Below are 19048 nucleotides of genomic sequence, written 5' to 3'. Positions count from 1 at the left end.
TTAAAATGCTTGATTCAGAGCGAAGTCACTAAATCAACTTCAAGGAAGAAAACGAAGCGGAATAGCAGTCTCTTTCTTATTTTGGTAAGAAGAACGGTTGTCTGACACAAAAGGTCAACTCAGTGACACGCTCCCTAAGGGCGAGCAACATTCAGCAATCGACTTTACCAATAAAACACTAACATATTGAATTATAAATAAATTATTATTACCTTAATCATTAGCTTTCCAATTAAATCATTGATCACAATATTGCAACATTTTATGAACATTTTGTTTTCATATTACGCAATCACAAGTTAGTCTGCCTCAACCCATGTCAGGGTGCTAGATAACTAATAAGGAAAAACAATGAAAGCATATGTATACGATGGTGAAAGCAAAGCAACTTTAGAAGAGAGACCAACTCCAACAGTAGTTAATGCCACTGATGCTGTAGTGAGAATCGAAAAGACCACCATTTGTGGTACGGATCTGCATATACTCAGAAATAACGTAGCCACATTCAAACCTGGCACAATCTTAGGCCATGAAGGTGTTGGAATCATTGAGGAATGTGGTGAGCTTGTTCATAACTTTAAAGTCGGAGACCGTGTTATCATTTCGTGTATCACTTCATGTGGTGGTTGTTCAATGTGTCAAAAGTCTAACTTTGGTCAATGTCTTAATGGCGGCTGGTTACTGGGTAACGAAATTGATGGTTGCCAAGCTGAATACGTTAGAATCCCATATGCTGATAATAGTTTGCATTTGGTACCTGAAGATATCGATGTTGATTCTCTTGTTCTTTTAAGTGATATTTTTCCAACAGGGTATGAAGTTGGGGTTCTCGACGGCCAAGTCAAGCCAGGGTGTTCTGTTGCAGTCATTGGCTGTGGCCCCGTTGGTCTTGCTGCACTGATGACATCTAAGTTCTTCACACCATCAGAAATCTATGCCATCGATAATAACCCACACCGTTTAGAAGTTGCACGTGAAATGGGCGCAACGCACACAATAAATAACTCTGAAGGAACAGCAGTACAGCAAATACTTGAGATGACTGATGACGTAGGTGTCGATGTAGTCATTGAAGCAATTGGTATTCCAGCAGGTTGGGACATGTCACAAAAGCTTGTTAGACCTGGTGGTAACATTGCTGTTCTAGGTGTACATGGTAAACCTGCTACAATTAATCTCGAAGATATGTGGAAGCGTAATTTTACAATGACAGCTGGATTAGTACATACTCATACTATCCCGATGTTAATCAAACAAATCCGTGCTGGACACCTCAATCCTAAACAACTTTGCAGCCATGCTTTCGATCTTTCACAAGTCGCCGAAGCTTATGACACCTTTATTCATGCAGGTGATCATTGCTCACTTAAAGTCATCATTAGCAATAAAGAAGGATAATTCTAATGATCGATGCAGAGACCGCAAATAATATATGTGCTGTTGCCGTATTTCTTCTTTTAGTCGCATTTTTCCTTAATATGTTCAACTACATGTCACATGAAAGTCGAATCTATTTATTGATGAACGCTGTAGGAGGCTTAGTGGCAGCATGGTGTTCATGGCATTTAAATGTAATACCTTTTGTTATTCTTGAGGGGACTTGGGGGCTGATCGCTTTATATAAATTTCTTAATACTCAGTTCATACGAAAAGCTTCTGCTACATAACCAGCACAAGGTCAGGGTAATTAATTTTCTCTAAAGAATAATAAAAGAGCGCTTTAAAACACTCAAGCAGCCTAAGTGCTGCTTGAGAAGATTAAAGTGTGTAATTTGGTTACTCGATCTTTTGTCGTTAGAAATCAAACTGAATATACATTGTATTATAATTACTGCCACCTTTAATACGACCAAATTGGGAAGCTTTTTCAAAAATTGCAGATCGATGATGAAGTGAGTAACCTACCCAAATATCATTCCACTGCTTTTGCTGAAATAGGTCCCCAATATTTACGTCAATTGAGAAGTCAAGATAATTGAGTAAATGGCTTGGTGTATAGCTTTTTTCTTTTAATTCAGTAGCTTCAATATAAGTAATACTATCGATATAAGACACCCCTTCTCCAACACCAAAGCGCCATTGGGTTGGCCATTCAAAAGTATAATAGGCTTTGATAGCCATCACAAACTCTGTGCTTGATGATTGCTGGCTAGAGGACCAATGATGAGCAATACCTGGTGTAACAAATAGCGCCACGGGAAAGTCGAACAAGCTATCTGTTAGAGGGTAACCATAAAATAAAGAAGAAAGTTGATGATTATAGTTGTCCTTTTTACTGTTAAATTTAAAAATTTCACCTATATTCGATGGGGTTGCCCAACCATGTGCAACACGCAGATATTGGCTATTGTTTAACTGCTCTTTATAGGGTTTAGTTTTATCATTAAAGAACCCAAAACCAAGAAAAACCTCCCCTTCGTAACGATCTTTAACCACAGCACTTTGAAATGCTTGATTATCTAATCTAGTTACACTTGCTCCACCTAATAAATATAAGTTAGAAGTGACATGGTAACGCCCTTTAACCCCCAAGCGCATATCAATACCAGCACCAATAGATTCACCAGTGGCATCCTTAAAAGAGTAATACTCACTATTAAAATCGGTTGTCTTATATCTAAGTGTCAAATCAGACACCATTTCTAAATTTCCAAGTTCAAACTGTGTTGATACTCGAAAATTTGAATGACTTTGTCCTTCGTCATCAGACATTATTTCTACATCTGTGAACCAATGTTCACTAAGTTTATACTGCCATTGAAAGCCCGCATCAATTCTATCACCTCCATAAGCATTTTGAACTGACTTAGGGATATCAACAAATCTCAAGCGCATTATGGTACTGATTAGCCAATCTGATTGTTTATTGCCATATAAAAACACTCCACCTTCAATACCGTTGAGGTAAACGTACTCATTTTCAAAAAACATCATCGGAACATATGTACTGACAGTTGAATCACCATGTACGGTATCAAAAGGGATCGTAGCCATTCTTTTCAAGGCGGCAATACCCCACATAACTTCATGGTTATCATCTTCAGCAATGGTTGACTGCGAAACGAGACATAATGAGCAAATCAATGCAGGTAAGGGAGACATTTTAAAACTATTCACTGCGGCTAACTCAATAAACCAAAAAAAGCAGTATACCGAATGACCCCCTTAAAATAAATATTCAAATTACGGAAGCAAGATCTCTACAGGCGTTAAATTTCCTGAATCGAAGTCAAATCTATAAAAAATGACCCTACATTCAGTAGGATTAAGGAGTTAAGGTAAATGCAATTTATATGAACTAGGTTGCACATAAAATAACGAGGTAGGTTACATTATGAAATACTTAACTTTTTTTGCTTTTGCTCCACTCGCCTTTCATATACAAGCTGCACATATTATTGATCATTCTTCGATCGATTTATCTAGTGTAATTGTAGAAGCTAATAAAAAATCAAATTCAAGTACACAGTTAGCTCAAAGCTACAGTGAAATAGGCGATGTAAAACTCAACAATCAATCTTTCACTCGTAAACAACAACTTTTTTATGGTATCCCCGTTTATGGTTATTCAGTTGTTGTAGATAATGCATCTCAAGCCTTTCATAACACTATCGCTGGCGAAGTCGTTGTTGGCTTAGAAAGTGATATCGATTCAACAATACCTATGATTAACCAACAACAAGCAATCAGCATAGCGAGTACTTTTAACAACTCTAATAAAGTAGTCTACACTGCTGCCCCTAAATTTGTTTCTTCAACCCCAGATACCGCTCAATTAATGATTTGGCTTGATGAACAGCAGACCGCACATCTTTCTTATAAAGTTGATGCTAAACGTTTCAATGGTCAAACACCTTCAAGACCTATAACAATCGTTGACGCAAAAACTGGGCACGTTTTAGATTCTTGGGAAGGGATTGCCTTTCAAAAAGCAGAAGGCCCTGGTGGAAATACTAAAAGTGGTCGTTATTATTTTGGTGCTAACACTAAATTTGGTGGTTTTGACGTTGATAGTTATTGTCAGTTTGACAGCCCCACTGTCATTACTTATGACATGAAAAACCAACAATGGGGAGGTCAGGTTCATCGTTTCAATTGTCAAGTGAACAACTATCGTCAAATAAACGGAGCTTATGCACCGATGAATGATGCCCATTATTTCGGTCAACGTACTTTCGATATGTACGAAGAGTGGTTAAACACCCGTCCAATCAGACAGAAGCTCTCAATGAGGGTTCACTATGGAAGCAACTATGGCAATGCCTTTTGGGACGGTAGGCAGATGACTTTTGGTGACGGTAATAATTATATGTATCCACTTGCCACATGGGATGTTATCGCACATGAAGTCAGTCATGGCTTTACAGAGCAAAACTCAGGGTTAGAGTATCGTGGCATGTCTGGCGGGATGAATGAATCTTTTTCAGATGTTGCTGCTGCTGCTCTTGCACAATATGTTCATGGTGAGTTCAATTGGAAGATGGGTGAACATGTTATGAAAAATGCTTCCGCTATGCGCTATTTTATTGAGCCAGGTCAAGACGGGATGTCGATCGGCCATGTGAGTAAATATTATGATGGCCTTGACGTTCATCATAGCTCCGGCATTTTCAATAAGGCCTTTTATCACCTTGCAACAAGCCAAGGCTGGGATATCCAAAAAGCCTTTAAAGCTTATGCAGTTGCCAATCAACTTTTTTGGACTCCTCGCTCAACATTTCAGCAAGGTGCTGAAGGTATATGTAAAGCATCAGAAAAATTAGGCTATGATGGCCAGGCAGTTAGCAATGCATTTAATCAAGTTGGTATTTCGGTACATTGTGGTTCTGGGCAACCTTCACCAAGGCCTACCCCTTCACCAATCCCAAATCCAACGCCTCAACCTTCTCCTAATGGCGACGTGATTGAAATCACACTTGATAATCCAGTGCTGATCAATAACCAATCAAATGAGCAACGTTATATTTTAAGAAATGCTTCAATTAATGACCTTTGGGTACAAACAAATGGTGGAACGGGAGACGTCACACTCTACACAACAATAGAACGCCCAGTGTCGAGTTCAGATTACGATTGCATGTCTTCCGCAGGTGGTAATAATGAATACTGTGGTTATGGGGGCATTCAAGGTACTGATATTCAAATACTCATCACCGGAGCACAGAGCACAACCAATGCTTATATTGCTGTCAGTGAATCGATCTCATTCCCACAGGGGCCACAACAAGAACCTCATGATCTTTGCAGTGGACTGGGAGAATGGTCTTTAGATACCTATTATCCTGCTGGTTCATCAGTACAATATTGGGGTAATAAATTCACAACTGACTCTGATTCTTGGGGACAAAATCCATTCGGTGGTTTCTCAACATGGATTCACCAAGGTTTGTGTAATTAATCACTATGTAACACTCAGTGGATAGATTCAGGCCTGAACGAAAAGACAATGCCCTGACTCTGGGTCAGGGCATTGAATGAGCTTAACGTTTAGCCTTCATACTCCATTATTCGAAATACCATTGACTTCCATTAATATCAGCTTCAACAAGCCACGTTCTAGAATTCCATTTTAAAGCATTGTCGAGCTGATTTTTGAGCTGCCCATTTGACCATCGCCATTTTTGCGTGATGCTGTTATTACACAATTCCATCGTAATATAAATCCCCTTCTGGTCGAGGCACAGCTCCGGAGTCGCACGATTGATCAGCTGACCAGAAGAAGTTAACTTCCACTGTTGATTCTGCCCATAATGGCAACGCCAACCAAAAACATTAGAACCCATGCCTTTTTCGGTTTCCGCAACTTCTACATCTAAACACTGCGTTCGATCAGAAGTGTTCGTTTTAATTCGTTTCCATAAATTATCTTGGCTGCTATCTTGTGAGGAAGCTGTAAATAATGCTTTAACAACAGATGTCAGAGGCTGGTTATATCTAGCTGCTTTAGGTGCCTGTGTTTGCCAATGTTGAGGAACGGGTTGCGAAATATCCCACCGCCCCCACCCATCATAATAAGACTGAGCTTCTTCATTGGGTAATGGTGTCCATAAAAAATCAGGGTGGCGATTTTGATACCATTCACCGCCAATAACATTGCCATTGACATCCAATTCTAAATCATAGAAATAAGTTACTCTTGTCACACCATCGTAATTAGGGCTATCGGAGTTTCGATGGGTAGGGTTAGTCTCAACCATATAATCTACTGTCATTTTTACCCCCACGACATACTCTGCATTACTTGCTCGATATTCAGAAAATTTGTCATCACGGTAGTTTTGCAATGGTATAACAACTTCAGAAAGATTCGACGATGAGCGGTGAGTTTGAGGGTCAAAGTATTGGACTTGATAACCCAGTAATGGTTGATTCCAAACCTGATAATCAAAAGTTGCATCCATGATTAAACTACGTTCAGAAATTCCTAGCTGATTAAGAACGGAAAGATGCCAGCTGGCGGGGTTATTATCATGACAGTTTGGGTCAATAACACGACCATTGCTATCTTTTTCTGGGTTTTTAATGTTGCACCGTCCACCAATGAATTTCGAGTCGAAAGGGGCTTCAGCCCACAATAATGTCCCCAATGCTTTAATATCCGAAGGATAAAATTTTATTAATTCTCCTTTAGCATCAGGAACTAGCACTGTTTTTTGGGGACGAGGTAGCATATAAGCAGCGGCAGCCCACCCATGGCAAAGCCCCATCCAACGTTCAACGTGACCATTTGATTCATAATATGACCTACCTGAATCCCATGATTTCTTCGTCAAAGTAAACTCACCATCTCCAACAAGAAGATCGTATTTTTCACTCGGAGATAGATCATCACGCGAATTTCCTTGGTAATAATCGACTGGTTTATTGACATAACTAAAGTCGTAATACTGTTTCCAAGTTGATGCTCTGAGTTCTCTATCAGCATAACGCCATGCTGCAGCACCTGAATACAGTGGCCAGTAAGTATCGGACCACGGTTGAGAGTCTAAGCGTTTGACATTAGGTGTAGCCCTATCCAATTCATAAAGGTTACGAATTAATGATTGACCTAGATCAACTAACCGTGCAGGATCATCATTTCCTCTTCTAGCAGAAAGAGAGCGGGCTTCTCTGGGCTCTGCATTTCCAATAATTTTTTCTCTAACTTCATAGCGGTAAAACTCTAAATCCTCAATATCAGTTGACGGATTATCAGCACCATTTTTAACAGGAATAGCATCCATAGTTTCTTGCGGATTCTCTTGAAAAGCTTGCATAAAATCTTTTATGCTTGGTTCACTGGAAAGTGCGGTAAAAGAAGGCACCCAACAGAGTAAAGTTACTATCTTATTCATCTCAGCATTCCCTACTTACTTTGGCTATCAGAATTCCAAATATTCACTACTAACAATTCTCATTTAGGTTGAATGCAGGTGATGAATAAATCAATCAGTAGATCTGAGTAATTTTTAGAACTGTGAGAGCTTCTGACAAGAAAAATCAGCATTAATATGTTAAATAATTAAAGAAAAAAATATCAATAAAATTGGTTGTCTTAGGGTTAATCCATAAATTATATTTAGTTTTATTTTAACTCGTCAGTACAATTGAAGCGTAACTGAATTTAACTTACAAAAGTCGAACACATTGAAAGCATCAGAACTCAACATTATTCTCAGTCAATTACTCCAAGAGCAAGATCTAGATGTCGTAATGGGGGAAGAATGGCTGCCTGAGCGGTTAGAAAAAACTCAGATTTGTGGAAACATGCTATTTTTACATTTTGATAATGCACCAGAAGATCACCAAGGAGACGAAGAAGGACGTGGTTTTGTTACCCATGAAGTCAATCTTATCCGCTTGCGCTTATCTCAAATCCTTTATGAGAATTGTTCAAATTCATCAAAAATTGATGCATTATTAGCTTTATTTCTAATGGGACATGAATTAAGCAGTTCACGAATAGTGGAAATATTAGAAAATAGTTCAGTTAATGATTAATACAGTATTGCCCTCTGAGTCAAAGAGCCTCTGTTTAAACCTGAACATACCTCAATCAAAGTGAATGTTCATACTGCAGTTAAAGGCAATTAAACTTATTTTCATATGGTTAATGAAATACATCAACAGAAATCTTGAGATTTCTTTAATCCGATACCATCTTAATAGAAATACATCATTAGGTACTGTCTATGTTCAACAAGATTACTTCTATTTTTAAACAATTAATAGACGATTCAGAGCTGAATAAATCTCCAGATATTTCCCCTAATTTAGCCATTGCCTGCTTATTGTGTGAAGTAGCTGGAGCAGATCATCATATTGATAATAAAGAACTTAATATACAACATAGCTTACTTAAAAAACTACTTTCATTAAGTGCGAAGGAAACAAACTGCTTGCTAGAAAAAGCACAAACAGTTTCAAATAATTCGACATCTTTATATGCCTTTACTTCACAGTTGAGAGCACTTTCTCAACAAACTCGTTACGAACTTATAAAAAGCATGTGGGACGTCGCTTATGCAGATGGACATCTCGATCCCATTGAAGAAGCCGTTATTCGTAAAACAGCAGAACTTCTTTATGTTGACCATAGTGAGTTCATCCGAGCAAAACTTCAATCTGATCGTAATATTAATAAGTAAAACGTTAAATTATTGCAGAACTTTAGTAAAGAAGAGTTAAAATTTAATCAAAAAGAGTCACAGCATAGTAAGAGCTAATTTTGCCAAATTATAAGCGTCAACGTAACCGGAGTGTTGACGCCCTTCCCAGACAATACCCTTTCCTTCTTGTGCCGCTCGATGGCCAATGCGTTTATCCTTAAGACGATTCTGGACTCGATAAAGAGTGGCTAAATTAATAAACTCAGTAAAGGGCAGTTCTATTCCTTTATTTTGACATTCTTTTATTAAGATTTGGTCGTCACGGCCCCATGAGGCATATATCTTGTTCCTACCACCAAAATTTTTAACCATGGATTTGAGCACTTCTTCCAATGCTCTGCCTTGCTTTTCGATTTTACGTGGTGTGATGCCTGTTAGTTCAACACAAAATAACGATATTTCATCTCGCTCAGGCCTAACATAATATTGTGCACGCTTAACAATCTCACTACTGGATAGATCAATTTCCGCAAGCCCTATTTCAATGATTTCACCCGTACGGCCTACACCATTTTCACTCCAACAACACATTTCTAAATCGAAGCAGACAATGCGGTTATGATTCATAAATTGACCTAATACAAAAGTAAACTAAGATTGACATATGGTACCTTAACTAATGACTAAACTCGAATTTCTTCGATGAATTAATCACCAATTGATACAGAATTCCGTCCATTCTCTTTACAACAATACATCTGTTTATCCATTTTATGGTACAGAGTGTCAAACTCTTCACCTTGATAAATAACAGCACCAATACTTAATGAGCAGAAGATAGGTTTTTTATTATATAAAAATGAAGAATTTGCAATGCTTTCCCTAATCTCTTCTAAATAAGACTGTAGCTGCAACTTATCGGAAAGTTGTGAGATAATACAGAATTCATCGCCACCAGAGCGATAAAGTTTATCCTCTTCTAGCAATTTCTCAACGATAAGTCGAGTAACATGAATAAGTACTTCATCGCCAGCTAAATGACCATAAGTATCATTAACTAATTTAAAGTGGTCAATGTCGAAACCTATTAATGCAAAATCATTCTTTTGTTGTACATGACGTTTCAGATCGTCATTAAATATTCGTCGATTGTATTGTTGCGTGAGCGGATCTCTTTCTGCCATCCATTGTAATTCTGATGTTTTATTATCCAACATAACAGAGAGTCGTTCTTTTTCTCGAGACTGAAACTTGATGATGTAAGCAATTAAGCAAGCAATGAAAAAGCCGGAAATAGCAATGGAATAAACTGCAGACCTCTCCCAAGTCAAGAGTGTTTCAGAAATTTTAAAATCAATCTGCCACTCCCTGTTAGGCAATACTACTTTTCTACTGATGCTCTCCCCATCAATTTCATCCCAATCACTACTCTTAAACAACAGTGGATCATCATATGCATCAAAACCCAGGTCTTCAACTTTCAATGACATTTTCATTTCACTGGCTGTTTTAGTAACCAGATCTCTAAAATAAATATAACTACGAAGTACACCCACAACTACACCTAGAAATTCATGAGAATCGTAGCTAAATACCGGATGGTAAACAAGGAGACCACTCTTGCTGACCGATTTATCATATCCATCTTGAAGTAAACGAAGTTTATCTGAAATATTAGGACGCTCATGGGTAATGAGGTCGTTTAAAACTAAATCAAACCGTTCACGTGAAGAATAAAAACCTAACAAAGACAGGTTTTCATCAGTTTTTGGATATATATCCGACAAAATAAATAAAGGCTTATTATCTGGTAGAATATTTCCTATTACTTTCTTGCCTGTTGAGGTTATTGTGAAGATTTCAAAGTCAGGATTCACTGCTTTGATATCCTCTACACTGGATTTAACCTGATCATACTCAACGCGCTGAAGCCATTGTAGAGCAATCAAACTATTTGAATTTTCAACCACTTGTTTTGCATAAAAAGGAAACTGCTTCCAGTAACTTTTATCCACTGCATGAAAAAAATTCGCACCGACTCCGATAAACGCCAGATCGTTTTCAATTGCGTTTTGAAGCGCGTCAGCCTGATGATCAGCCATCGTATTCAGTATCGTTCTTGTGTACCTATACTGAATCTCACAAACTGCCATAAGCACACCGATGGTTATGATTAATACTGCCAAAAAGCCTAAAAAAGGGGCTAATGAATGTCTGAAAAAAGTGTTTTTAATTGTGTTAGTTATCATTTATTAGTCCACACCCATAACACTTTCAAATCATCAATTGTTTTATAAATAACCTTTACTTACGAGAAAAAATCAAATAAATCATTTATTTTATCGTTCTTTGATGATTTTTCATGCTGTTCATGAGCTATATCGACGAATTATTACAGCCTTAAAGCTTGAATATGCTAACATTCATCATCATTTTAGTATCTAACTTAATTAAAACGCTAAAGTCGATGAAACGTATTTCTAATTTAGTGTTGTGTTTGAGCAGCGCTAAACTCACGAGCCCAACAAACATAAATGGGTAAACCTAGAAAGTGAATCGTCTTCGTTAGTTCCGATACTTAACATCAATGAATCAATAAAAGAGTAAAATGTCATGAACATTGATTTGAACCTCATTCCACATACTTTCGATATGCTCCATGCAGGCCTCGCAGCTTCTGCCCTATTACTTCTTCTTTGGTTAGTCGCTCGAAAACCTAAAGTCATCGAAAAAACAATAGAAAAGCCTGTAGAGAAAATCATCGAGGTTGAAAAACCAGTCGAGAAAATCGTCGAAGTTGAAAAGGTTATCGAAATCGAGAAAGTGGTCGAAAAAGTTGTTGAAGTCGAATCTAAGTTGGCAACCGCTTCTACTGATTCAGCAATGCAGTTACTGACTTTAATGCAACAAGAAGCACGTCTGATTGATTTCTTAAAAGAGGACCTGACTGCATTTTCTGATGAAGAGGTCGGAGCCGCAGCCCGCGTTATTCATTCTGGTGGTCAAAAAGTCTTAGGTGATTATGTCACTCTTGCTCATATTCGTAACGAAGAAGAAGAAACACGCATTACCATCGAAGAAGGCTTCAACGCTCAAGAAGTTCGCTTAACTGGCAACGTTACGGGACACGCACCTTTTACCGGCACATTGATTCACAAAGGCTGGAAAGCAACATCGATGAACTTACCTAAATTAGCAGAGAATTACGACGCAAGTATCATCGCACCAGCTGAGGTTGAATTGTGATGAGTAATACACAAGCCGTCAATGATGAAGGACTAGAAAATATGGCACCTAAATATAGCGTAGGTATCGACTTAGGCACCACACACTGTGTTCTGTCTTTTGTTGATACCCAAGACGAAAATGCACGCGTACAAGTGATGCCTATTCCTCAACTTACTGCTCCAGGAACGGTAGAAAATCGCAGTCAATTAGGCTCATTTTTATATCAACCTCATGAGCATGAAATGAGTCCACAATCTCGAGTTTTACCATGGTCAAGTGAGCCCACCGCGCTAGTAGGTGCCATCGCGCGTAATCTAGGCGCAAAGACTCCTATTCGTTTAATATCAAGTGCCAAGTCTTGGCTCTGTCACGCAGGTGTCAATCGTCGTGAGGCATTTTTGCCTGCTGGTAGCCCTGAAGAAGTCGAGAAAGTATCACCACTTCGTGCCACAGAATTGTATCTAGAACATTTAAAAGAAGCCTGGAATTATGAGCACCCTGAGCATTGCCTCAGTGAACAAGATATCACTATTACTGTTCCTGCTTCCTTTGATCCTGCTGCAAGAGACCTAACGGCTGAAGCGGCTCGCAATATTGGATTTGTTCATCTCACGCTTTTAGAGGAACCTCAAGCCGCCCTTTATAATTGGATTGATAATAGTAATGACAAGTGGCGCGAAGAAGTTGAAGTGGGTGACATTGTGCTGGTTGTCGATATCGGCGGGGGGACCACCGATTTATCTTTAGTCGAAGTGACCGAAGATAATGGTAATCTAAGTCTCAATCGAATTGCTGTTGGCGAACATATTCTCCTCGGTGGAGACAATATGGACTTAGCGCTCGCCTATCGCCTAAAAATGAAACTCGCGCAAGAAGGTAAAGAGCTTCAGCCATGGCAAGTTCAAGCCATGATGCACGCATGCCGAGATGCAAAAGAAGACCTTCTAAATGATGCTGACCTTCAGTCTGTACCTATTGTTGTCCCTAGCCGTGGTTCTAAATTACTGGGTGCCACTCTTAAAACTGAGCTGACTCAAGAAGAAGTACAGCAAACTCTTGTTGACGGCTTCTTTCCTTCTGTGTCGATAACTGAACACCCGATTCATCGTAATCGCGGAGCATTAACACAAATGGGTCTGCCTTATGCACAAGACGCCGGAATTACACGTCACATTGCAGGCTTTCTCTCTAAGCAAGCGAATGCTCTGAACTCTGACAAAAGCAAAGAGACCAATGTCGGTCAAGATTTTAATCCTTTCGCTAATATGCCAGGAATGCCTGGTTCAGAGCCCACCGTATCTGCTGACTTCATTAAGCCAACAGCTATACTGTTCAATGGCGGCGTATTAAAATCTACTCTTCTTGCTTCCCGTCTAGAAGATACCATCAATGAATGGTTGCTTGAAGCTGACGCAGAGATGGCAAAACCTCTTACCGGTGTTGATCTTGACCTTGCTGTGGCAAATGGTGCTGCTTACTATGGAGCAGTGCGAAGAGGCCAAGGCGTCCGAATTCGTGGTGGTATCGCTTCTGCTTATTATGTCGGCATCGAGAGTGCCATGCCTGCAATCCCTGGCATGGCTCCCCCAATGGAAGCACTTTGTGTGGCTCCTTTTGGCATGGAAGAAGGTTCAAGTGTTGATGTCCCAAGCCAAGAGTTTGGTCTGATCATTGGCCAACCAGTAAACTTTCAGTTCTTTGGCTCTACCGTCCGTCGTGAAGATATTGCAGGAACTCATCTCGATTATTGGTCTCCCGAAGAACTGGAAGAGCTTCCAGAAATTCAAGTGACTCTTTCTGCCTCTGAAGGACGACGTGAGGGAGAAGTCGTTCCTGTCACACTTGCTTCAAGAGTTACGGAACTTGGCACACTTTATTTAGAAGCAATTGCCTCAGACAATGGGCAAAAATGGCATGTAGAATTTGATGTTCGTGATGATGCAAGCGGTCATTCAAATAATTCATAATGAAAGCTTCAACGGCACCTTCCCGGTGCCGTTTTTAATACTAAAAGGTTTGTTAATACAAAAAGGTTTTTATGACACCTCCTCGTTTTCTTGTTGGTATTGACCTTGGGACTACCAATACTGTTGTGGCTTATTGTGAGCTTACTAATAACCTCTCACAGTCCAACGTTTCTATATTTGAAATCGATCAATTAATTGGTCCTGGTGAAGTAGTGCGCAAACCCTTATTGCCCTCCTTTCGCTACCATCCAGCAAAAGAGCAGGTTTCACCTTCGGACCTGACTCTCCCGTGGGAAAATCAGCCCGTCAAAGGAGACATCCAGCACGTCATTATCGGTGAATGGGCAAGAGAACTAGGAGCAAAAGTTGAGGGCCGTCAGGTATACAGCGCCAAGAGTTGGTTATCACATAATGCTGTTGATCGCCATTCTGCTATCCTGCCGTGGGCAAGCGCACAGGATGTCGAAAAAGTATCACCGATTGTTGCTAGTAGCAGTTACTTAAATCATATCCGTCAAGCGTGGAACTATCGTAACCCAAGCAATAAATTAGAAGATCAAGAGGTGGTTATCACCGTACCCGCCTCATTTGATGAAACAGCACGACAATATACCCTTGATGCTGCCGAGCTTGCTGGTTTAAGAAATATTGTTTTATTGGAAGAGCCGCAAGCGGTTTGCTACGACTGGTATACACGCCACCAAAACAGTGCAAACCAAGATTTAATCAATAACCCTCTCATTCTTGTTTGTGATGTAGGTGGGGGGACAACTGACTTAAGCTTAATCGAAGCACGCTTTACTGACCAAGACAAGTCCAATGGTAATAATCTCGCCCTTAACCGGATTGGCGTAGGCGAACACTTAATGTTGGGAGGCGATAATCTAGATCTGGCGTTAGCCCATCTAGCTGAAAGTCGCTTTGATCATAACAAAAAGCTAACAGCAGCTAACTTAACTAAACTGATTCAGCAGACTCGAAGCGCAAAAGAAAAATTACTTGCCATTCACTCACCAAATGAAGTTAAAATTACCATGTTAGGTAGTGGTTCAAAGCTTCTAAGTAGTACTAAAAGTATTACGCTGTTCAAGGATGAAGTGCATCAAATCGCTTTAGATGGTTTTTTTCCTCTGTCCAAGTTTAACGAATTACCCAGCAGACGACGCAGCGCAGTTGTTGAGTTCGGTCTGCCTTTCGCCTCTGATCCTGCTGTCAGTAAACATATTGCAGAATTTTTAAACCAACACCAACAAGTCTCACGCGCAGCTTTAGGCATTGAGAACAATGAACAAGATGCTATCCCCGTCGCTTTATTATTAAATGGTGGTGTTTTTAACAGTGAGCTTATCACTGAACGAATGACAGAACTCCTCTCGAGTTGGCGCGGTGAACCGATCACGATTTTGGATAACCCTCACCCTAATTTATCTGTCGCTTTTGGTGCTGTGGCATTTGCTAAAGCACGACATGGTTCGCATTTAAAAATCGGTGGTGGCTCGGCACGTTCCTATTTCTTACATCTACAACAAAAAAGCCAATCACCGCAAGCGCTTTGTTTACTTGCAAAAGGGACAGAGGAAGGTCATGAAATACGCCTAAGTGGACGTCGTTTCTCATTAACACTGGGTGAGCCAGTACGATTTAATTTACTGACTTCTATTCATGACACTCTAAATCAAAGTACTCCAATTAAAAATGGTGAAATGTTTAATGTAGAGCCGGATTTGTTCACTCCTCTCCCCCCCTACATAACCACTCTTGAAGGTGAAGGTCTTCAACTTGAGGCTAATCAAAAAGAGCGAGTTGAGGTTCAACTCGCTTGTAAACTAACAGAAGTAGGCACATTAAATATGGAATGTGTCAGCACTCTAGATGACAATAAACGTTGGAAACTTGAATTCGAAGTGCGCAATCAGGAGTTGGATGAGCATGATACTTTTCAACTTCCCCCTCGCCTCAGTGAATGTAAAGCACTTATCTCACGCCTTTATAGCGGTAATAAAAAAAGTGCTGAAACATCAGAAATAAAAACATTAACAAAGTCCCTTGAGAAAAAATTAGGTAAAAGAGATGAGTGGGATTTTGTCACCCTTCGTCAGCTTTTTGATGCCTTTGCACAAGGAAGAAAACGTCGCCGTCGCTCTGAGCCACATGAAAAGAACTGGCTAAGGCTTACTGGTTTTACTTTAAGACCTGGCTTTGGTGACCCGACTGACTCATGGCGTATAGAACAAATTTGGCCGCTTTATCAACAAAATATCCAATTCAAAAATCATCAAGGCTGGACTGACTGGTGGGTATTTTGGCGTCGTATTGCTGGCGGTTTAAGCCAAGAACAGCAAGAAACAATATTGGCTGATATTGCAAAATACTTACACCCCGGAGCGATGAAAAACCCACAATCAGCAAAATTTGCTCAAGATATGGGCTATGAATCCATGGTACGTTTGTCTGCTTCACTGGAACACTTAGAAGTAGAAGATAAAACGCTACTAGTCACATGGTTCTTAAGTAAAGCGATGAATACCAGTCAGTTTTTGCAAGCTCACTGGTGGGCAATAGGTCGCTTGGCATCTCGTACTCCTTTGTACGGAAGTCAGCACAATATTATTCCGAGAGAACAAGTTGAACAGTGGCTGCCAAATATCTTAGAGCAAAACTGGCAAAAAGAACCAATGATTGGCTTTGCTGCCGTTATGATTTGCCGTAAAACTGGTGACCGTCATTGCGATATTGCCGATGATTTACGTGAAATTGTGCTGCAAAAATTGAAGCAAAGTAAAGTTCCAGATTCTTGGATCTCAATGGTTAGAGAAGTAAAAGTTCTTTCTCAACATGACTCAAAGCGTATTTTTGGTGATACATTGCCGAGTGGCTTAACTTTAGTCAATGCTTCTACGAATACTTTATAGCCCTCTTCAGGTAATCGTTACCGAAGTTTAAATAATATACCTTGAAGTTATATAAATAGCTTCAAGGTGTATTGAAAAGTTCAAATAACTTTAATATAACTATATAAGCTAAGTAACATTCTTAAAACGTGATTGTTTTAACAAAAATAATGTAAACGTCTCAATTCCTTTGCCTAGCATAGCGCTTTTTTTTATTTCTAACCTAATATTGACATAAGCACTCGCTATTAAATGCTTGTTCATTGTAGAATCATTGCGTTAATATCCTCAACCATATCGAGTAATTTAACACTGCAAGCTCGCTTTAACTTAGGCCGTTGATTTCTGAACAATTCACATGAATCAAGATAAATTTACTAACATATACCGTTTACCAGGTTCGCTGCAAATCCGAATTGCTAAATGGCAAAAAACTTTCCGTGGTACTTCCGATTTAGTTCTTCACCAAGTACTAATGGAACGTAATCGTCAATTTAAAAGCACCAAGTTTTTACCTAAAGGTTGGTGCATAACCCCTATCGAAGAGAACGACATTACTATCACGCATCATGGTAATTACATTCAGACGGTTATGAGAACAATGGTTGACAGAAAAGTTTCTTATAAGCGCCTCTTCTTATCAAAAATGGATAAAAATAAGGCAGAAAAGGCTCTACGCGAGTACAAACTTGAATGGATCAGAAAACATAACCAAATAGCTAAAAGGTATAATCAAATTAAGAAAAAAGAATACCTCTATTTTGCTAGGGAAGAGGAAGAGACACTTTACCCTTCTATACCCAAAGTAGAGTTCGACAAAGCACTCTGGAACAGACTTGTGATTTCACAATTTGGCCCTGAAAAAAAATATAACAACCCACATTATGTACGCAAAGCTGTTTTTTGAATAGTTAACCTAGAATTAATCTCAGAACTTTAAAAATAATAAGTATTGAGTCAATGTAGAGGTACTATCAAGTTAGTAAGGGGCTCTGTCACCAAATTCTGCCTCTTTGTAGATGTCTGCTAGTGACTTTTTTCCCTGACCTTGTTTGATATAGGGATGCTCAGAATTGCCTTGGAACTCTTGCTCACGTAGAGCAGCTTCGTGATCTTTTGCCGATTCGACGAACTCGGAGTTAGCTAGGGCTTCTTGGCGTAAACGGTTTACTCTTTCAAGGGTTTCCCAAAACATAATTCACCTCCAGACGATGAACTGTACATATATACAGTATTGTTTAATGTTACCTTTCAGTCAACATAACTGGGAATATAAATTTTACCTTTACTTTTAAATTAACCTACAAATAATTGCATAATCAGTTTACAAAATAAAAACAAATTCTTGCTAATATTTTCACTAACTTGTTAGCCATTTTTTGATCTTGGTTAAAAAACAACACACTTGCTTACGTTAACTAATCAGCCCATTGCTATTATTTAAACTATCACCACATCGTCCTAATGCATCACTGGCTTGTGGTAATGAATTAAAGAATCCTTTTAATTCAGCCACATCTATTCATATCAACATGCAATATCCAGTTGATTACCTTTAACACCATTGACACGAAACCAGCCTGCGATACTAAACCTCTCTGAATTAGTAGGCAGTACCTCATGTGGAAAACGTTCGGAGAAAAACACGAACAAGCGCCCTGCTTTAGGTGGAATAGTTATTAATTTGTTATCAGCGAGATCATAGACAACAAGTTCACCAGCATCTTCTTCATTCCAGTTGTCATTGAGATAAAAGACCGTCGTTAACCTTCGATTTTTATTTCCCTGAAAGCTATCAAGATGTTTCTGGTATAAATCACCTTTTTCATATTTTGCAAAGTGTGCCTCATACTCAAATAAGCCGAGATAAAAGTTACGATTTACTTCTAATCTGACTGTTTCCATTTTATCCAAAAATTCATGAACAGGTCTGCCCATTGCTTCATTCAACCATTGAATTTTATCACTTCGAATTGATTCAAGCCTCATCGCATCATCACTTCGACCAATTCGAGCTTGTTTCCATTTTTCAGGAATACATTCTCGTAAAGCACAAACCTCCTGATGAGATAAAAAGTCATCCCAAATATAGTAACCATATGCTGATAAACCTTCGATCAATTTTTCCATATTATTTTACTCGTTCAATTGAATATGAATGGACTTATAAAAGAAATATGTATCTAGGACAATTGCAGTTTTTAATCGATACGATAAATTTTGAATTAACGGTAGTATTTAAAAGAGTTTCTCATATAACAGAAAGTATAAGTTTGCTGTGAATTGGCTTAAAATTATAAAATTTAAAAGATTTCTTTTTCTTTTCACAGAATAGTATTTATCTGTTTCTTACTGATATAATGAGGAAAAATCA

15 protein-coding genes are annotated in these 19048 nt (G+C 39.0%); 9 read left to right on the top strand and 6 right to left on the bottom strand.

What is annotated here, in order from left to right; genetic code table 11:
• Positions 1-351: 351 nt before the first annotated feature.
• Positions 352-1398 (top strand): zinc-dependent alcohol dehydrogenase family protein, encoded by a 1047-nt coding sequence (locus VSA01S_RS03130; protein ID WP_039980294.1) that lies wholly within the window; start codon positions 352-354, stop codon positions 1396-1398.
• A 5-nt stretch (positions 1399-1403) separates the two neighbouring features.
• On the top strand, positions 1404-1667 hold the full coding sequence (locus tag VSA01S_RS03125; protein ID WP_050567290.1) for a CBU_0592 family membrane protein: 264 nt from the start codon (positions 1404-1406) through the stop codon (positions 1665-1667).
• A 127-nt stretch (positions 1668-1794) separates the two neighbouring features.
• Here the strand turns inward: VSA01S_RS03125 and VSA01S_RS03120 are convergent, their stop codons facing one another.
• Entirely contained in the window at positions 1795-3102 is a 1308-nt protein-coding gene (locus VSA01S_RS03120; RefSeq protein ID WP_039980295.1) for a MipA/OmpV family protein, read from the bottom strand.
• Between the two features lie 232 nt (positions 3103-3334).
• Between VSA01S_RS03120 and VSA01S_RS03115 the strand changes: the two genes are divergently transcribed.
• Positions 3335-5398: a M4 family metallopeptidase gene (locus VSA01S_RS03115; protein WP_039980296.1), complete on the top strand. Its 2064-nt coding sequence runs from the start codon at positions 3335-3337 to the stop codon at positions 5396-5398.
• Between the two features lie 106 nt (positions 5399-5504).
• Here VSA01S_RS03115 and VSA01S_RS03110 read toward each other — a convergent pair whose 3' ends face one another.
• On the bottom strand, positions 5505-7334 hold the full coding sequence (locus tag VSA01S_RS03110; RefSeq protein WP_039980297.1) for a ricin-type beta-trefoil lectin domain protein: 1830 nt from the start codon (positions 7332-7334) through the stop codon (positions 5505-5507).
• A gap of 292 nt (positions 7335-7626) precedes the next feature.
• On the opposite strand from VSA01S_RS03110, the gene VSA01S_RS03105 reads away from it, so the two are divergent.
• Both VSA01S_RS03105 and VSA01S_RS03100 read left to right on the top strand, forming a co-directional pair.
• Entirely contained in the window at positions 7627-7980 is a 354-nt protein-coding gene (locus VSA01S_RS03105) for a VC1380 family protein (RefSeq protein ID WP_039980298.1), read from the top strand.
• A 191-nt stretch (positions 7981-8171) separates the two neighbouring features.
• Positions 8172-8627 (top strand): tellurite resistance TerB family protein, encoded by a 456-nt coding sequence (locus tag VSA01S_RS03100; RefSeq protein ID WP_039980299.1) that lies wholly within the window; start codon positions 8172-8174, stop codon positions 8625-8627.
• 57 nt (positions 8628-8684) lie between these two features.
• On the opposite strand, the gene VSA01S_RS03095 is transcribed toward VSA01S_RS03100, so the two are convergent.
• Positions 8685-9215: a 3'-5' exonuclease gene (locus VSA01S_RS03095; RefSeq protein ID WP_039980300.1), complete on the bottom strand. Its 531-nt coding sequence runs from the start codon at positions 9213-9215 to the stop codon at positions 8685-8687.
• 80 nt (positions 9216-9295) lie between these two features.
• A complete protein-coding gene (locus VSA01S_RS03090; RefSeq protein WP_039980301.1) occupies positions 9296-10837 on the bottom strand; it encodes a sensor domain-containing diguanylate cyclase in 1542 nt (513 codons plus the stop codon).
• Positions 10838-11201: 364 nt separating this feature from the next.
• Between VSA01S_RS03090 and VSA01S_RS03085 the strand changes: the two genes are divergently transcribed.
• From VSA01S_RS03085 to VSA01S_RS03070, 4 genes are all read left to right on the top strand, one after another.
• Positions 11202-11834 (top strand): DUF2760 domain-containing protein, encoded by a 633-nt coding sequence (locus tag VSA01S_RS03085; protein ID WP_039980303.1) that lies wholly within the window; start codon positions 11202-11204, stop codon positions 11832-11834.
• Positions 11834-13783, top strand: coding sequence for an Hsp70 family protein (locus VSA01S_RS03080; RefSeq protein ID WP_050567291.1), 1950 nt, complete (start codon positions 11834-11836; stop codon positions 13781-13783). Before VSA01S_RS03085 ends, VSA01S_RS03080 begins: the two co-directional genes overlap by 1 nt.
• A 71-nt stretch (positions 13784-13854) precedes the next feature.
• A complete protein-coding gene (locus VSA01S_RS03075; RefSeq protein WP_039980304.1) occupies positions 13855-16695 on the top strand; it encodes an Hsp70 family protein in 2841 nt (946 codons plus the stop codon).
• A gap of 337 nt (positions 16696-17032) precedes the next feature.
• A complete protein-coding gene (locus VSA01S_RS03070) occupies positions 17033-17581 on the top strand; it encodes an MSHA operon transcriptional regulator (protein ID WP_039980305.1) in 549 nt (182 codons plus the stop codon).
• A gap of 72 nt (positions 17582-17653) precedes the next feature.
• On the opposite strand, the gene VSA01S_RS03065 is transcribed toward VSA01S_RS03070, so the two are convergent.
• Together VSA01S_RS03065 and VSA01S_RS03060 are read right to left on the bottom strand one after the other, a co-directional pair.
• Entirely contained in the window at positions 17654-17869 is a 216-nt protein-coding gene (locus VSA01S_RS03065; protein ID WP_039980306.1) for a hypothetical protein, read from the bottom strand.
• A gap of 332 nt (positions 17870-18201) precedes the next feature.
• Positions 18202-18804 (bottom strand): 2OG-Fe(II) oxygenase, encoded by a 603-nt coding sequence (locus VSA01S_RS03060; protein ID WP_039980307.1) that lies wholly within the window; start codon positions 18802-18804, stop codon positions 18202-18204.
• Between the last annotated feature and the right edge of the window lie 244 nt (positions 18805-19048).

It is taken from the genome of Vibrio sagamiensis NBRC 104589, assembly GCF_007990935.1.
GTDB classification, from domain to species: domain Bacteria; phylum Pseudomonadota; class Gammaproteobacteria; order Enterobacterales; family Vibrionaceae; genus Vibrio; species Vibrio sagamiensis.
This window is presented reverse-complemented; position numbering and strand designations above follow the sequence as displayed.

What these genes read in the sequence shown, in the direction of transcription:
- VSA01S_RS03130 (WP_039980294.1), top strand. Translation starts at nt 352, where the DNA reads ATGAAAGCATATGTATACGATGGTGAAAGCAAAGCAACTTTAGAAGAG.
- VSA01S_RS03125 (WP_050567290.1), top strand. Translation starts at nt 1,404, where the DNA reads ATGATCGATGCAGAGACCGCAAATAATATATGTGCTGTTGCCGTATTT.
- VSA01S_RS03120 (WP_039980295.1), bottom strand. Translation starts at nt 3,102, where the DNA reads ATGTCTCCCTTACCTGCATTGATTTGCTCATTATGTCTCGTTTCGCAG.
- VSA01S_RS03115 (WP_039980296.1), top strand. Translation starts at nt 3,335, where the DNA reads ATGAAATACTTAACTTTTTTTGCTTTTGCTCCACTCGCCTTTCATATA.
- VSA01S_RS03110 (WP_039980297.1), bottom strand. Translation starts at nt 7,334, where the DNA reads ATGAATAAGATAGTAACTTTACTCTGTTGGGTGCCTTCTTTTACCGCA.
- VSA01S_RS03100 (WP_039980299.1), top strand. Translation starts at nt 8,172, where the DNA reads ATGTTCAACAAGATTACTTCTATTTTTAAACAATTAATAGACGATTCA.
- VSA01S_RS03095 (WP_039980300.1), bottom strand. Translation starts at nt 9,215, where the DNA reads ATGAATCATAACCGCATTGTCTGCTTCGATTTAGAAATGTGTTGTTGG.
- VSA01S_RS03090 (WP_039980301.1), bottom strand. Translation starts at nt 10,837, where the DNA reads ATGATAACTAACACAATTAAAAACACTTTTTTCAGACATTCATTAGCC.
- VSA01S_RS03085 (WP_039980303.1), top strand. Translation starts at nt 11,202, where the DNA reads ATGAACATTGATTTGAACCTCATTCCACATACTTTCGATATGCTCCAT.
- VSA01S_RS03080 (WP_050567291.1), top strand. Translation starts at nt 11,834, where the DNA reads ATGAGTAATACACAAGCCGTCAATGATGAAGGACTAGAAAATATGGCA.
- VSA01S_RS03075 (WP_039980304.1), top strand. Translation starts at nt 13,855, where the DNA reads ATGACACCTCCTCGTTTTCTTGTTGGTATTGACCTTGGGACTACCAAT.
- VSA01S_RS03070 (WP_039980305.1), top strand. Translation starts at nt 17,033, where the DNA reads ATGAATCAAGATAAATTTACTAACATATACCGTTTACCAGGTTCGCTG.
- VSA01S_RS03065 (WP_039980306.1), bottom strand. Translation starts at nt 17,869, where the DNA reads ATGTTTTGGGAAACCCTTGAAAGAGTAAACCGTTTACGCCAAGAAGCC.
- VSA01S_RS03060 (WP_039980307.1), bottom strand. Translation starts at nt 18,804, where the DNA reads ATGGAAAAATTGATCGAAGGTTTATCAGCATATGGTTACTATATTTGG.